The organism is Candidatus Dedyshia acidiphila (assembly GCF_051025295.1).
Classification (GTDB): domain Bacteria; phylum Acidobacteriota; class Terriglobia; order Terriglobales; family Acidobacteriaceae; genus KBS-83.
Window position 1 is genome coordinate 23,580 of the sequence record NZ_JBMGJV010000026.1, and the last position, 13,567, is coordinate 37,146.

Below are 13,567 nucleotides of genomic sequence, written 5' to 3' on the forward strand. Positions count from 1 at the left end.
GTCCAGATCTCCGGACCGGTCCACGTCTTCGCTATTCATAAGGTCGCTTTCAAGCTGCGTTCCTCGCCTGTTCATGTCTTTTTGCGATACTGAGAGGCGATGCCATCGTCGCGACGACTCCTGTCTCTCGCCCTCGCGTTCCTGTTGCCGATCCTCCCCCCGTTACCCGCCCATGCCGCTGCGTACGACGGCAAGCCGAAGCTCGTCGTGCTGCTGGTGATCGATCAATTCCGAGAGGACTACCTCGAGCGCTACCGCGCTGACCTGAAGGCGCCGCATGGGTTCCGGCTCTTCCTGGACCACGGCGCGTACTTTCCTGACTGCTACTACGACTACGCGAACACAAAGACGGCACCCGGGCACGCCACGCTCGGCACGGGCGCCTACACGGACGGGCACGGTATCAACTCCAACGAATGGTGGGACCTGAGCCGCAACAAGACTCGCCCTATCAGCTCCGTTGAGGACGAGCGGTATAAGGTCGTCGGCCTGGTCAATGTGAATGCCACCGCGAGCGAGGGCGCCTCCCCGCGCAACGAGCGCGCCTCGACACTGGGTGACGAACTGCGCCTGGCCACGGTCGGCCAGTCGAAGGTGTTCGGCATCTCGCTGAAGGACCGCGCCGCCATCCTGCCGGTCGGTCACTCCGCGAACGCGGCGTACTGGGTCGATCACACCAGCGGCTCCTTCGTGACCTCCACGTACTACGAGAGCGCTCTGCCGGAATGGGCCGTCACCTTCAACGCCAGCCAGCGTGCGCAGCAGGCGCTCGACGAGGCGCATGGCGTCCCCGACAAGTCGTTCTACGACCAGGTTGTCGTCTCACCAGCGGCAAACGACTACGAGCTCGACTTTGCCCGCGCGCTGATCACGGGCGAGCAGCTTGGCCGTCATGCCACGACCGACATGCTGACCATCTCGCTCTCCGCCAACGACGGCCTGGGCCATAGCGTCGGCCCCGACGCGCCGCAGATGCGCAACATGCTGGACCAGATGGACACGCAGCTCGACGGCTTCTTCTCCTGGCTGGACAAGAACGTCGATGGCGGACTCGCGAATGTCTGGGTCGCGCTCTCTGCGGATCACGGCATCGCATCCACCCCGGCGCAGGCCACCTCGCTCGGCATGAACGCCGCAAGCTGGAACATCCCGGCGCTGATCGCCAAGCTGAACGAAGCGATGAATGCAAAATTCTCTCCCGGAGAGAAGGGCGAGTACCTGCTGAGCCATCAGGAGCTGCCGTACATCCAGCTCAACCAGCCCGCCTTTGACCGCGCCGGCATCAATGAGCAGGAGGCGGAGGATGCGATCGCCGCTGCCCTGCCCACCGCTATCGATACGCTGCCCGCCCAGCCTGCGTACCAACCGCCGGCCGGCACGCCCCCGGCTGTCGTCGACAGCGTCGCCGCGAGCCACGCGACAAAACCCGCCGCTGCCACGCGCTCGCAGGTCGCGCGGGGTGCAGCCCGCCGCGGTCGTCACGAGCCCGCGGCCGAGCCACCGCCGCCAGCCGTGGCCGCACCCACGCCGCCTGAGCCCTTGCAGCCGGCCTCGAACAAGCTTCCGCCGCGGCCCGCGCTGGCCGGCGTCTACACGCGCGTCCAGTTGATGGGCGGTCCGCTGCCTCCGGATGAGTTCGGCCGGTTACTCGCGCACAGCACCAGCCCTAACGGCGGCTGGTACGTGATGCTGATCCCGACCGCCTACCAGATGAACGGCAACGACGCGGGCACCGGAACGACCCACTTCAGCGCCTGGTCCTACGATCGCCATGTGCCGCTGGCCTTCTACGGCACGCCGTTCACGCCTGGCATCTACCGCGGGCGTGTCGCGCCGGTCGACTTCGCTGCGACCTTTGCGTCGCTGCTCGGCGTTAACCAGCCATCGGCCTCAATCGGTCGCGTGCTGACCGAGGCGCTTCGGCCCGTCGCAGCAGCTCCGGCAAGCACGGCCGAACCCGCCAAGCGCACCATACGGCGCGCGCGTTCCGGTACGCGCAGCAAGGCTTTGCAGGAGCTCGAACCCGAGGCTACCGAGCCGGGGAGCACCCCACCCCAGTGAAGCCTGACATGCGCATCCACCTGTGCGGCCTGGAGCTGCGCAACCCGGTCATTGCGGCCTCTGGCACCTTCGGCTACGGCATTGAGTTCGAAGACATCCTGTCGCTCGACCGGATTGGCGCATTCGTGACCAAGGGCCTCTCGCGCGAGCCCATGGCGGGCAATGCCGCTCCCCGCATCATCGAGACGGCCAGCGGCATGATGAACGCCATCGGCCTGCAGAACATGGGCGCGCAGGCCTTCGTGGATGAGAAGCTTCCGCTCTTGCAGCGTCACCATCCCAGCACGCCCTGCATCGCGAATGTCTTCGGCTACACCGTCGAGGACTACCTGGCCGTGATTGAGATCCTCAATACATCCGAGGGCATCGCCGCGTACGAGATCAACGCATCCTGCCCGAACACACGCCACGGCGGCCTCACCTTTGGCGCGGACCCGCCACAGCTCGCGGAGCTGGTCGTCCGCGCGAAACGGCTGGCTACCCGGCCGATCATCGTGAAGCTCTCACCTAACGTGACCTCGATCGCCCAGATGGCGCGCGTGGCCGAGAGTGCCGGCGCGGATGCGCTCTCGCTGATCAACACCTTTGTCTCGCTCGCGATCGATGTGAAGACACGGCGTCCGCGCATTGCCAACATCACTGGCGGCCTCTCCGGCCCGGCGATCCGGCCGATTGCGGTGCGCATGGTGTGGGAGGCGGCAAAGGCAGTACGCATCCCGGTGATCGGGATGGGGGGAATCACCACTGCCGAAGATGCAGTCGAGTTCCTGCTCGCCGGAGCGACAGCGGTGCAGGTCGGGACCGCGTCCTATGCGGATCCCCGAGCAGTCGAGCGGCTGGCCAAGGGGCTGACACACTGGTGCCGCGATAATCATGTGGAGCGGGCGGCGAGCCTGACCGGGGGTATGCTGCTCGAATCGTGATGGCGGGGGCAGTAAACGCACAAGAGCGAAGCCCGCGGGCTTCGCTCTTTTCGCAATTACGCTGATTCTGTCTGAAGTCTCAGGCGACCCGGGAGCCGCGATCGCGCCAGTCGATGGAGCGCTCCTGCAGAGAGCGCGCCTGGTTCATGGCGACACCTGTGAGGAAGACAGGCGCCGGAGTCGCAACGGCGACCAGCAGCCAGCAGAGTAGTGACACCAAAAGCCCCAGGATGGCAGCGGCTTGCAGGCTGAGCACGATCGGAATCTGCCACAGATGCAGTGTCACAAGCGCCCAGTGCTGCAAGGGTTGAATGTGATGAATGATGGCGAGCGCCAGCAGAAAGGCAGCAGTCGAGATCGTGGTCAGCCCGACGAGTGTCACATCGACGGTGCGATGCAGACGCTGCCGGCTCCGGCACGACGCGCACTCCACGAAGTGATCTTCGTAGTCACCGCGCATCGCCGGTGTGATCCCGGAGATGTCATACCGCCAGCTCGACAGGATGTCGCCCACCACGGGGTCGACACACGCCTCATGGCGCGCCATCGTGTGCGACGGCGGCGCCTCCTGAACGAAATCAGTCGTGCGTTCCTGCTGAGTTGAAGTCATCGTTGTAACTCCATGATAACCGTCAGATGATCTGAACAGCCAGAGGTTTCCGGTTTTTCGCCCCACCCGAGGTACTACCCGGGGCTAGAGAGCGATCGCCGGCAGCGGCCGATCTTGTTCTGCCAACAGGAGCTTATTGGCCAACAGGCTCATCCGGTCACGCAGCGCCCGCTCCGCACAGACCCGGGCCAGCGCCGGCAGATTGTTGCTTTCCGACAGGTGAGCCAGCACCACATAGGTGGCCTGCCCGTCGTAGTTGCGCTCCAGAAACTCCGCTGCTGCCTCGTTCGAGAGGTGCCCCACGCGCGACATCACCCTTTGTTTGACGCTCCAGGGATACGGCCCGTCACGCAGCATTTCTGTATCGTGATTCGACTCGAGCAACAACATGTCACAACGACGGAGCGCCTGCCGGGCGTTCGCGGGCACATAACCGAGATCGGTCGCGAATCCGATGCGCACGCCATCCCCTTCAAACACGAACCCCACCGGATCGGCGGCATCGTGTGGAATCGTGAATGGCTCCACATCGATATCGCCCACAGCGAAGCGCTTGCCTGCCTCGAAGTATTCGACCCGCGGCAGAGCTGCCGGATCCCGGCCGCTCACCGAGGCCTGTCCTGCTGATGCTGCTTCCTGACACAAGTCCCGACACAGCTCCGGGCACGTATTTTCGCCCGTCACGCTCTCCTGCTGCGCTGGATCCGTCTCATCCGTTGCTGCCGCAGAATAGTCAGGCACCTCTCTGGCTGCCGCGGCTGCCTGTCGGCCGCGCAGCCAGTCAGCGTAGGTCATCCGGCGCTGTGGCCGCATGGAGCGCATCCACGCGCGATGCGTCATCTCGGTGAAGTACACAGGGATGCCCAGCCGCCGCGCGAGGACGGCGATGCCCTGCACGTGATCCTGATGCTCATGCGTGACAAGGATGGCATCGAGTTGCCGGGGATCTTCGCCGACCTGCTCCATGCGCTTGAGCAGCTCGCGGCAGGAGAGTCCGGCATCGACCAGCAAACGGGTGCGACTGGTCGCCACCACGGTGCTGTTGCCCTTGGACCCGCTCGCGAGCACCGTCATCCGCATGGAGTCGAGGATACCCGAAAATCCTGGAAACCCGGCAAGAACCGGAGAAACCCGAAGTGGAATACGGGACAGAATCCGTGTGGATTCCCGCTCCGGAGCGCCTATTGCCCGAAGGCGCCCGAGTGCGGCTGCCGGCGCTGCCACTCATGCAGGCGCGCCCGCGCGTCGGCCACCTGCTCGGGAAAGCGCTCCGCCTGCACCTGCCAGTAGATGACCGCCTCGAGCTCACGTGCGCGCAGGTAAGGCAGCAGTTCGTCCCAGCCGGGCGCGCCAGGGAACGCGGCAAGCGCTGCTTCTATGCCCTCGGGCGCCGTTCGCACCAGGCAGGCAGTATCCCAGGCAATCGGCCCCGAGCACGCGTCCTCAAAGTCGGTCCACATCCAGCCCTGCGGCGTCTTCAGCAGGTTCTTGCGGTGGGCGTCGCCATGGATCGGCTGGGTGACACGCCCGCCATAGCGCAGCGTCTCGGCCAGCCGCCAGTGGGTCTCGCGCAACTGGATCAGTTCGCCACCGGAGAGCGAGCGGCGCGTCTCGAGGAACTTCAGCCAGCGCGTGATCTCGTTAAAGATCTCAAGCAAGGGCAGCTCGCCGTGTGGCCCCGGCGCGACATAGCCGCGCAGTGTCTGGTGCAGGTCGCGCAGCATCGGCCCAGCCTCGGCCGTCGTCGCGATGGCATCGCGGTCGTGCTCCACCCACTGCCAGAAGCTCATGGTGTAGCCGTCGTACTGATGCGGGCCCGGGGGCAGCAGATCGCTGGGCGGCACCACCGGCGCGCCCTGCGCATGCAGGTACTGCGCCACCGAGACATCGCGGCCCAGCCACGCGCTCACCGGCCGTCGCAGCAGCGCGGTCGTGGTGGCCACCCGGGCGAGCAGCGGCGCCGGCTTCAAATGAACAAGCAGGTTCGAGCCGTCGGCCACCACCTCCGGATTGCTCACCTTGACGCCGTGAGCCTCGGCCAGCTGCTCGGCCGCGTGCAGAGCTCCTACGCTAAGTGCGTCCATCCCGACTTCTCCCCAAAGTGAAAGTCACCAGAAAACGGCAAATGTGCCTTCGCCTGTATCTATTTTCAACTACGACTGCGGGTAGACGAAGAACCCGCGCCCCGACTTGCGCCCGCGCCAGCCCGCATCGACCATGCGGATCAGCAGTGGGCAGGGCCGGTACTTGGGATCGCCCAGGCCGTCTTCGAGCACCCGCATGATGTCCAGGCAGACATCGAGCCCGATGAAGTCCGCCAGCGTCAATGGACCCATAGGATGCGCCATGCCGAGCTGGAAGACCTTATCGATTGCCGCAGGCGTGGCGACGCCCTCCATCACGGCGAACATCGCCTCGTTCAGCAGTGGCATCAGGACTCGGTTGGAGACGAATCCGGCAGCATCGTTGACCTCGACCGGCGTCTTGCCCAACTGCTCGGCCATCGCCTTTACCTGGTCGTAGGTCTGCTCCGAGGTCTGCAGGCCACGGATCACCTCGACCAGTTGCATGACCGGCACCGGATTGAAAAAGTGCATGCCGATGACGCGGTCCGGACGGCCGGTGGTGGCAGCGAGCTTTGTGATCGAGATCGACGAGGTATTCGACGCGAGGATCGCGTCAGGGCCGAGCCGCTGGTCCAGCTCCTGGAACAGCGACTGCTTGATGGCGAAGCGCTCAGTCGCGGCCTCGACGACCAGGCCGCAGTCGGCCAGGGCGGCCCGATCCAGCGTGCCGGTGATGCGGGCACGCGCCGCCTTCGCATCCGCGTCGGCCAGCTTGCCCTTCGTCACCTCACGCTGCAGGTTCTTCTCGATGGTGGCGAGGCCGCGATCGAGCGCGCCCTGCTCCACCTCGGCCAGCACCACTGGAAAGCCGCTGCGGGCAAAGACGTGGGCAATCCCGTTGCCCATCGTCCCTGCCCCAACTACGCCGATCGACCGCATCTCCGCCATCGTATTGACACCTGCTTTCAGAAAACCTCTGAGTGTAGCAGGCGGTCGCACGATCCCGGCCCGGCAGCCGGCCTTACTTCTTCGTCGCTTCGACCTCGAGCGTCACCTTCACGTCGTCGGCCAGCATGGAGTCGCCTGACTTCAGAGTGCCGTTCCAGTTGAGCCCGAAGTCCTGGCGATGGATCGTGGTCGTGGCGTCAAAGCCGCGGCGTACCTTGTCGCCCATGGCCTGCTCCTTGCCGATCGGGTCCATTGCGAGCACGACCGGCCGCGTGACGCCGTGCAGGGTCAGATCGCCGCTCACGGCATAGCCGTCGGCAGTCTTCGCGATGCTCTTGCTCACAAATGTCATGGTCGGGTACTTGGCGACTTCAAAGAAGTCTGCGCTCTTCAGATGAGTGTCGCGCTGTGGCACGCCGGTATCGACGGTGGTTACGTCGACGGTGGCCTTGACCGATGCCTTGCTCAGGTCTGCCGGATCGAGTGTGATCTCGCCGGTAACGCCGCCGAAGTGGCCTTGCACGTTCGAAAGGCCCATGTGGCGGATAGAGAACTGCGCGGCCGAGTGGGCCGGGTCGATCGTCCACTGTGTGGCTTGTGCCGAGGCAGCAAGTGTGAGCGGAAGACTCGCCGCGGCGATCGTGCAGAGACGAAGGGACGATGGGAAAAAAGAGTGCACGGGGGCTCCTGAAAACGGCCATGACATCGGCCGTGTCAAAACCATACACGTTAATCCGAAATCTTGATGACAAGGATTCTTCGAAAGGGGCAGTGAAACGAACGACACTTACGATGCTGGCGCGGAGGGCAGTTCCTCGTTCGGGTCCTCAGCTGCTTTTGCAGTCCGGCTCCCGACTGGCTTGCGCTTTTTTGCCGCGGTATGGCCAGCATGGCCATTGACCGCTGGCTTGCGCCGGGTCGGCGTCGCTTTGCTCGTCCCACCACTCGCACGAGCAGGCGTGCTGCGCTTGCCCTCGCCCAAACGAACCGGATCCGGGATCTGCTCGCGCGAGGTGCGCCCCTCTGCCAGGTGCATGAAAAAGTCCTGGGCTGAGAAGGCTGGCTTGCCCGAAGGAGCAGTGACCCGGCGATAATCACCGTCGGGCAGAAGGATGCGTGTCTTCGCGGTGTCCGCAAGGTAGGCAGCCAGAATCTCGTCGCGCAGCCGTGAGCGAAGCTGCGGGTCCTGGATGGGGAACATCACCTCACAGCGCTCGAGGAGGTTGCGCGGCATCCAGTCTGCGGAGCCGCACCAGATCTGCTCATCCCCGCCGTTCGCGAAGGCGAAGATGCGACTGTGCTCGAGGAAGCGCCCCACGACCGAGCGGACACGAATGCGCTCGCTCAGGCCCTTCACGCCGGGGCGCAGCGAACAGATGCCGCGCACAATCAGGTCGATCTCGACCCCAGCCTGCGAAGCCTCATAGAGCGCCTCTACCACGCTCTTCTCGAGCAGCGAGTTCATCTTCCCGATGATCCGCGCGGGCCGACCATTGCGGGCGTGCTCGGCTTCGCGGCGAATCATCTGGATGGTGCCTTCCGCAAGCGTGAGCGGCGCGACGAGCAGTGGTGAGTAGTCATCCGACTCAGAGTGCGCGGTCAGGTAATTGAAGACCGCCTGCATGCTCGCTGTGATCGCCGGGTCGCACGTCAGCAGGCTGATGTCGGTGTAGAAGCGCGCGGTGTTGGGGTTGTAATTGCCCGTGCCCAGGTGCGCGTAGCGCCGCGTGACACCGTCCTCATCGTGCCGCACCATCAGGGCCAGCTTGCAGTGCGTCTTCAGCCCGACGATGCCATGGAACACCTGGACGCCAGCGTCTTCGAGGTTGCGCGCCCAGCGGATATTCGAGGCCTCATCGAAGCGAGCCATCAGCTCAACAACGACGGTGACCTCTTTGGATTGCGCGGCCTCGATCAACGCCGTGAACATCGGCGAGTCGGCGGAGGTCCGGTAGAGCGTCTGCTTCATCGAGAGCACGTTTGGGTCATCCGCGGCCGACTCGATGAAATGCACCACGCCGTCGTAGGAATCGTAGGGGTGATGCAGCAGGATGTCGCGGCGGCGAATTTCGTCGAAGATGCTCGCCGAGTTGCGATTCATGCGCAGCTCACGCGGTGCGAATGGCGGGTACTTCAGGTCAGGCCGCGGCGTCTCGCTGTAGAGCGTCATCAGGCGCGACAGGTTGACCGGCCCGTCGGTGCGCACCACCTGCGACTCGTCCAATTCGAAGTTCACGCGCAGGCGGTCGATGATCTCGGGGTCTGCGCCCTTCTCCACTTCCAGGCGCACCGCGTCGCCCTTGCGGCGATTGTGCAGCTCCGTGCGCACGCTCTCGAGCAGCGAGCGCGTCTCTTCCTCCTGCAAGTACAGATTGCTGTTGCGTGTCACCCGGAAGGCCGCGGCTGAGAGAACTTCATACCCGCGATACATGCGCGCGGCGTTTGCCTCGATCAGTTCGTGCAGGAAGATGAAATCGGTATTACTGTCCGGTGAATACACGGGCACCAGGCGGGGCAGCGCGCGCGGCACCGTGACCACGCCCAGCACCGTGCCGGCCTGCGACTTTCGCTTGCTGCGCAACAGCAGCGCCAGGCACAGCGCCTTGTTCAGCACGCGCGGAAACGGGTGCGCCGGGTCCAGCGTGACCGGCGTCAGCAGCGGATCCACCTCACGCTGATAGAACTCCGAGGCGTGCTCCAGTTGCTCCGCGCTCATGTCGGCGTAGTTCAGCACGCGGATGCCCGCCGCATGAAGTGCGGGACGGAGTGACTGGTTCCAGCAGTGGTACTGGCTCTCGACGAAGGTGCGCAACTCGGCGGTGTCGCGCTCGAAGGTCTGCTCCGGGGTCAGGCCGTCCGGACCCGGCTCGTTGTAGCCATCCTCGATGCGCTGCATGACGCCAGCCACGCGGATCTCGACAAACTCGTCGAGGTTGGACGCGGTAATCGCGAGGAACTTGACCCGTTCGAGCAGCGGGTTCGCCGAATCTTCGGCCTCCTGCAACACGCGTCCGTTGAAACGCAGCCAGGATTCATCGCGGCTGAAGAAGAGCTGTTCACGTGTGGAAGGTTTTGCCGGCATCCAGATCCTGCTGGTACATCCGCTCGATCAATACAGCATACCCGCTCCGGCTACGATGAATTTTTCACCCGATGCTGGTGAGAATCACCTGTTCGGATGCGCTTTTCGCTCCTGCGAAACGTCTCTTCGCTCGAAGCGAGACGTATCGAAAGCCTGCATTGACCTGCTGCCTCGCCGGGCGGAGGATTGTAAGATCAGAGTGCGCCAATTGGCGGCGAGTGGAGGAAGTATGAGTCAGACCGAGACAGCCGTCCCCCAGAACCAGAGCGCTAGCGTGCCCCCAGCCGAAGGCTGCGGCGACGGCGCGGCGTTCGAAGCCACTGCCCGCGAACTCTACCAGACAGCCGCCCTGTTCCTCGGTCACGAAGGAGAGGCAACGGACCTGGTGGAGCAGACGCTGGCCAATGTCGATGTGGACCCGTGTGCTGAGCCGGGCATGGCGCGCCATGCAGTCATCGGCGACCTGGTCAGTCGCACCCTGGCACGTGCTGCGGCGAAGTGGCCCTCAGAGATGCACCCTACGGCGGCTGCCGATCTGCACGGCTGCGTCGAGACGGACGAGTTGAGCGCGGCCGGCGTTACGCAGGATCAGTTGAACGCACACCTCGAAGCCATGGTCTCCGGAGCCGGACGCAGTGGCATGCGTCAATGGCTGGAGAGCCTTGGCCCCGCCGAGCGCGTCGTGTTCGTGCTGCGTGCCGTGCTTGGACGCACCGGAACAGAGTCCACAGAACTGCTGCACCAGGCCACGTCCGACCCCTGGACCGAGGCCGAGGTGGGCGGGGCCTACCGCGCTGCACTGTGCTCGCTGGCCAGTTCGCTAGTTCACGCCAACTCGTCGGCTGCATCCTAGCCCGGCCGGCCTGACACTATCTGCGAGGTCCCTCAGACGCTTGCCTGCTGTCGAAATGCTCTCTTCTGGTGTGTCTCGTCATGGCTGCGGCACACTCTGCTAACTTTTAAGTCCTTGCGGCTTCAACAGCATCCAAGTGACGACGCGCATGTTTGTGAGCAAGAGAAAATCCTTAATCGAACCGATGGGTACTGATCTGCCTCGTGCGGACCGGCGCGGGCGGCATCTGGCCGTCATCCTGTTGCCGCTCCTGATCGCAGCCCCGGCTGCGCTGGCCCAGGCCAGAGCACGGGGTCGAGCTCGAATTCGAACTCTAACGACGCGGCGCCCCCGACGATCCCGGCCTTCCCAGCGCAATCGACGTTCCAGGGGAGTGTGGCCACACAGCCGGTTCAGCCGGGAGTCCTGCCGCTCGGCATCAAGGCGGCGGTTCTGCTCGGGCTCAGGAACAATCTGGGGCTAATCCTCTCCGGAACCAACCAGAACCAGGCCGGCGGACAGCGGCTGCAGTACCTGCAGCGCCTTCTGCCAACGATCAACGGCACGTTCAAGGAATCGGTGCAGCAGGTCGACCTGCAGGCGCAGGGGCTGAAGATCCCAGGCTTCCCTGCCGTCGTTGGGCCGTTCTCCTATACGGACGTGCGCGGCACAGTGGACTGGACCTTATTGAGCGTGCCCTCGCTCGATAACTTCCTGGCGGCCCGTCACATTGCGAATGCCACGAAGCTCAGCTACGACGACGCGCGCAACCTGGTCGCCCTGAGTGTCGGCTATGCGTACCTCGCCTGCATCTCGGACGAGGCCAATATCGCCAACGATCAGGCGCAGGTCTCCTCGAGCAAGGTATCGCTTGACCAGGCGAATGCGAATCACGAGGCCGGCACAGCACCCGAGCTCGACGTGCTGCGCGCGCGTGTGGACTACCAAACACTGCAGCAGGCGCTGATTCGCGATCAGAACAGTTACGAGAAGGACAAGATTGCGCTGGCGCGCGCCGTCGGGCTGCCGCTCGAGCAGAAGTTCGAGCTAAGCGACCGGCTGCCGTTTGCGCCGCTCGACAGCATTCAGCCGGATGAGGCGCTGCGCGTTGCCTACTCGACCCGCAAGGATCTGCAGGCTTTACAGTCCCAGGTCAAGGCCGCGGAAGAGAGCCGCCGCGCCGCCACCGCGGAGCGCTATCCCAAGGTGACGTTCAACGGCGACTACGGGGACATCGGGCCCACGCTGGGGCATTCGCACGGCACGTTCGACGCGGTCGGGCAGGCCAGCGTGCCGATCTTCGAAGAAGGCCGGCTGCGTGGCGATGCTCGCATCACGCAGGCCCAGCTCGACGTGCAGCGCGCGCAGCTAAGCGATCTGCGCGGCCAGATCAGCGCCGACATTCACGACGCGTTTCTCGATCTGAACTCGGCCGCACAACTGGTCGAGGTAGCGCGCAGCAACATGCAGCTCGCGGGCCAGACATTGAGCGATGCCCAGGAGCGGTATGCTGCCGGGGTCAGTGACAATCTAGCGGTGGTGCAGGCGCAGGCCAGCGTGGCGCAGGCCAGCAGTCAATATGTCGCCAGTCTTTATCAGCACAACGTGGCCAAGCTCTCACTGGCCCGCGCCATGGGCGTAATAGAGACGCGGTATCAGGAATTCCTCGGAGGAAAGTGACGTGGCGGAACAGGATCCGGAGTCCGGACGGGCCGGCGGCGCAGCGGTAGCAGAGCAGGGCGAAGATCAGGAACAACGCGAACGACCGCAGAAGAAGCGGCGCCGCAGCTTTATCCTCTTCTTCGTGGTGGCAGTCCTGGTCGTGGGCGCACTGTTGTATTACTGGCACTCGACGTTTTACGAAGACACCGACGACGCGCAGGTAGCTGGTCACATCATCCAGCTCAGCGCGCGTGTCCAGGGCCACGTCATCAACGTGCCCATCCGCGAAAACCAATACGTGCCGGCCGGCACGCTGATCGCCGAGATCGATCCCCACGACTACGAAGTCGTCGTGGCCCAGGACGAGGCCAATCTCGAGGCCTCCGAGGCGAACTACGAATCGGCCAAGGTGAACGTGCCCGTCTCGGACATTCAGTCAGGGACAAGCATCTCCTCAGCGCAGGCGAATGTGCTCGCATCGGATGCGCAGATCAAGCGTGCACAGCGTCAGCTCGATCAGGCGAATGCGGCGGTCGCGCAGGCTGAAGCCAACAACGTCAAGGCGCAGCTTGACCTAAAGCGCTACAGCACGCTGGTCGCGAAGGACGTGATCTCCAAGCAGCAGTACGATCAGGCAGTCGCGACGGCCCAGGCCGATGAAGCCGCCGTGGTCTCTGCCAAGGCAGACGCGGCAGGGGCGCAGGACCAGATCGCTGTCTCGCGTCAGAACCTGATCGTCTCGCAGGCGCAGCAGCGCAATGCAGCCTCTGGCCCCCGGCAGGTCCAGGTGCAGAAGGCCAAGGCCGATCAGGCCGCAGCACAGGTGGAGCAGGCGCGCGCAGCGCTCAACCAGGCGAAGCTCAACCTCAGCTACACAAAGATCGTCGCTCCGGTTGCCGGCATCATCACCTCGAAGAACGTCGAGGTCGGCCAGAATGTCTCGGTCGGTCAGAACCTCGTCACGCTGGTTTCGCTCGACGATCTCTGGGTCACCGCCAACTTCAAGGAGACACAGCTACACCTGATGCGTCCCGGGCAGGAAGTGAAGGTTCACGTTGACCTGAACGGCCGCGAGTACAAGGGCCGCGTCACACAAGTCGGAGGCGCAACCGGCTCGATGCTGAGCTTGTTCCCACCGGAGAATGCCACCGGCAACTACGTCAAGGTCGTGCAGCGTATTCCGGTGCGCATCGACTTCGAAGACCTGGCGAACCAGGACCGCGACCACACGTTGCGCCCCGGCCTGTCGGTCGAACCCACCGTGCGCGTCAAGGAATAGGGCGGGCCACAAACAACCAGGGTCCGGCTCTCTGCCGGACCCTTTTCTTCTGCCATAAAGGCCCATCCACCTTCTGGGGCCGCCTCCTCCTCAACTCTGCTTTG

The 13,567-nt window shown here is 64.3% G+C and carries 11 protein-coding genes; 5 read left to right on the top strand and 6 right to left on the bottom strand.

The window, feature by feature from the left end; translation table 11 throughout:
• Positions 1 to 144: 144 nt before the first annotated feature.
• Together AC5IJH_RS11880 and AC5IJH_RS11885 are read left to right on the top strand one after the other, a co-directional pair.
• A complete protein-coding gene (locus tag AC5IJH_RS11880) occupies positions 145 to 2,061 on the top strand; it encodes an alkaline phosphatase family protein (protein ID WP_491903036.1) in 1,917 nt (638 codons plus the stop codon).
• Between the two features lie 8 nt (positions 2,062 to 2,069).
• Positions 2,070 to 2,984 (top strand): dihydroorotate dehydrogenase, encoded by a 915-nt coding sequence (locus tag AC5IJH_RS11885; RefSeq protein ID WP_491903037.1) that lies wholly within the window; start codon positions 2,070 to 2,072, stop codon positions 2,982 to 2,984.
• A 79-nt stretch (positions 2,985 to 3,063) separates the two neighbouring features.
• On the opposite strand, the gene AC5IJH_RS11890 is transcribed toward AC5IJH_RS11885, so the two are convergent.
• The 6 genes from AC5IJH_RS11890 to ppk1 form a co-directional block, all read right to left on the bottom strand.
• On the bottom strand, positions 3,064 to 3,594 hold the full coding sequence (locus AC5IJH_RS11890; protein ID WP_491903038.1) for a hypothetical protein: 531 nt from the start codon (positions 3,592 to 3,594) through the stop codon (positions 3,064 to 3,066).
• An 84-nt stretch (positions 3,595 to 3,678) separates the two neighbouring features.
• Entirely contained in the window at positions 3,679 to 4,674 is a 996-nt protein-coding gene (locus AC5IJH_RS11895) for an MBL fold metallo-hydrolase (protein ID WP_491903039.1), read from the bottom strand.
• Between the two features lie 101 nt (positions 4,675 to 4,775).
• The gene (locus tag AC5IJH_RS11900; protein ID WP_491903040.1) at positions 4,776 to 5,678 is read right to left on the bottom strand and encodes a phosphotransferase; all 903 of its coding nucleotides are present in this window, start codon (positions 5,676 to 5,678) and stop codon (positions 4,776 to 4,778) included.
• A gap of 69 nt (positions 5,679 to 5,747) precedes the next feature.
• Positions 5,748 to 6,608, bottom strand: coding sequence for a 3-hydroxybutyryl-CoA dehydrogenase (locus AC5IJH_RS11905; RefSeq protein WP_491903041.1), 861 nt, complete (start codon positions 6,606 to 6,608; stop codon positions 5,748 to 5,750).
• Positions 6,609 to 6,681: 73 nt separating this feature from the next.
• Positions 6,682 to 7,287, bottom strand: a complete 606-nt coding sequence (locus AC5IJH_RS11910) for a YceI family protein (protein ID WP_491903042.1) — start codon at positions 7,285 to 7,287, stop codon at positions 6,682 to 6,684.
• Positions 7,288 to 7,395: 108 nt separating this feature from the next.
• On the bottom strand, positions 7,396 to 9,690 hold the full coding sequence (gene ppk1, locus AC5IJH_RS11915) for a polyphosphate kinase 1 (RefSeq protein WP_491903043.1): 2,295 nt from the start codon (positions 9,688 to 9,690) through the stop codon (positions 7,396 to 7,398).
• A 229-nt stretch (positions 9,691 to 9,919) separates the two neighbouring features.
• Here ppk1 and AC5IJH_RS11920 point away from each other — a divergent pair, with 229 nt between their 5' ends.
• The 3 genes from AC5IJH_RS11920 to AC5IJH_RS11930 all read left to right on the top strand — a co-directional run bounded on the left by AC5IJH_RS11920 (position 9,920) and on the right by AC5IJH_RS11930 (position 13,463).
• A complete protein-coding gene (locus AC5IJH_RS11920; RefSeq protein ID WP_491903044.1) occupies positions 9,920 to 10,543 on the top strand; it encodes a hypothetical protein in 624 nt (207 codons plus the stop codon).
• A gap of 375 nt (positions 10,544 to 10,918) precedes the next feature.
• Positions 10,919 to 12,202, top strand: a complete 1,284-nt coding sequence (locus tag AC5IJH_RS11925) for a TolC family protein (RefSeq protein WP_491903045.1) — start codon at positions 10,919 to 10,921, stop codon at positions 12,200 to 12,202.
• 1 nt (position 12,203) lies between these two features.
• The gene (locus AC5IJH_RS11930; protein ID WP_491903046.1) at positions 12,204 to 13,463 is read left to right on the top strand and encodes an HlyD family secretion protein; all 1,260 of its coding nucleotides are present in this window, start codon (positions 12,204 to 12,206) and stop codon (positions 13,461 to 13,463) included.
• Positions 13,464 to 13,567: the final 104 nt, after the last annotated feature.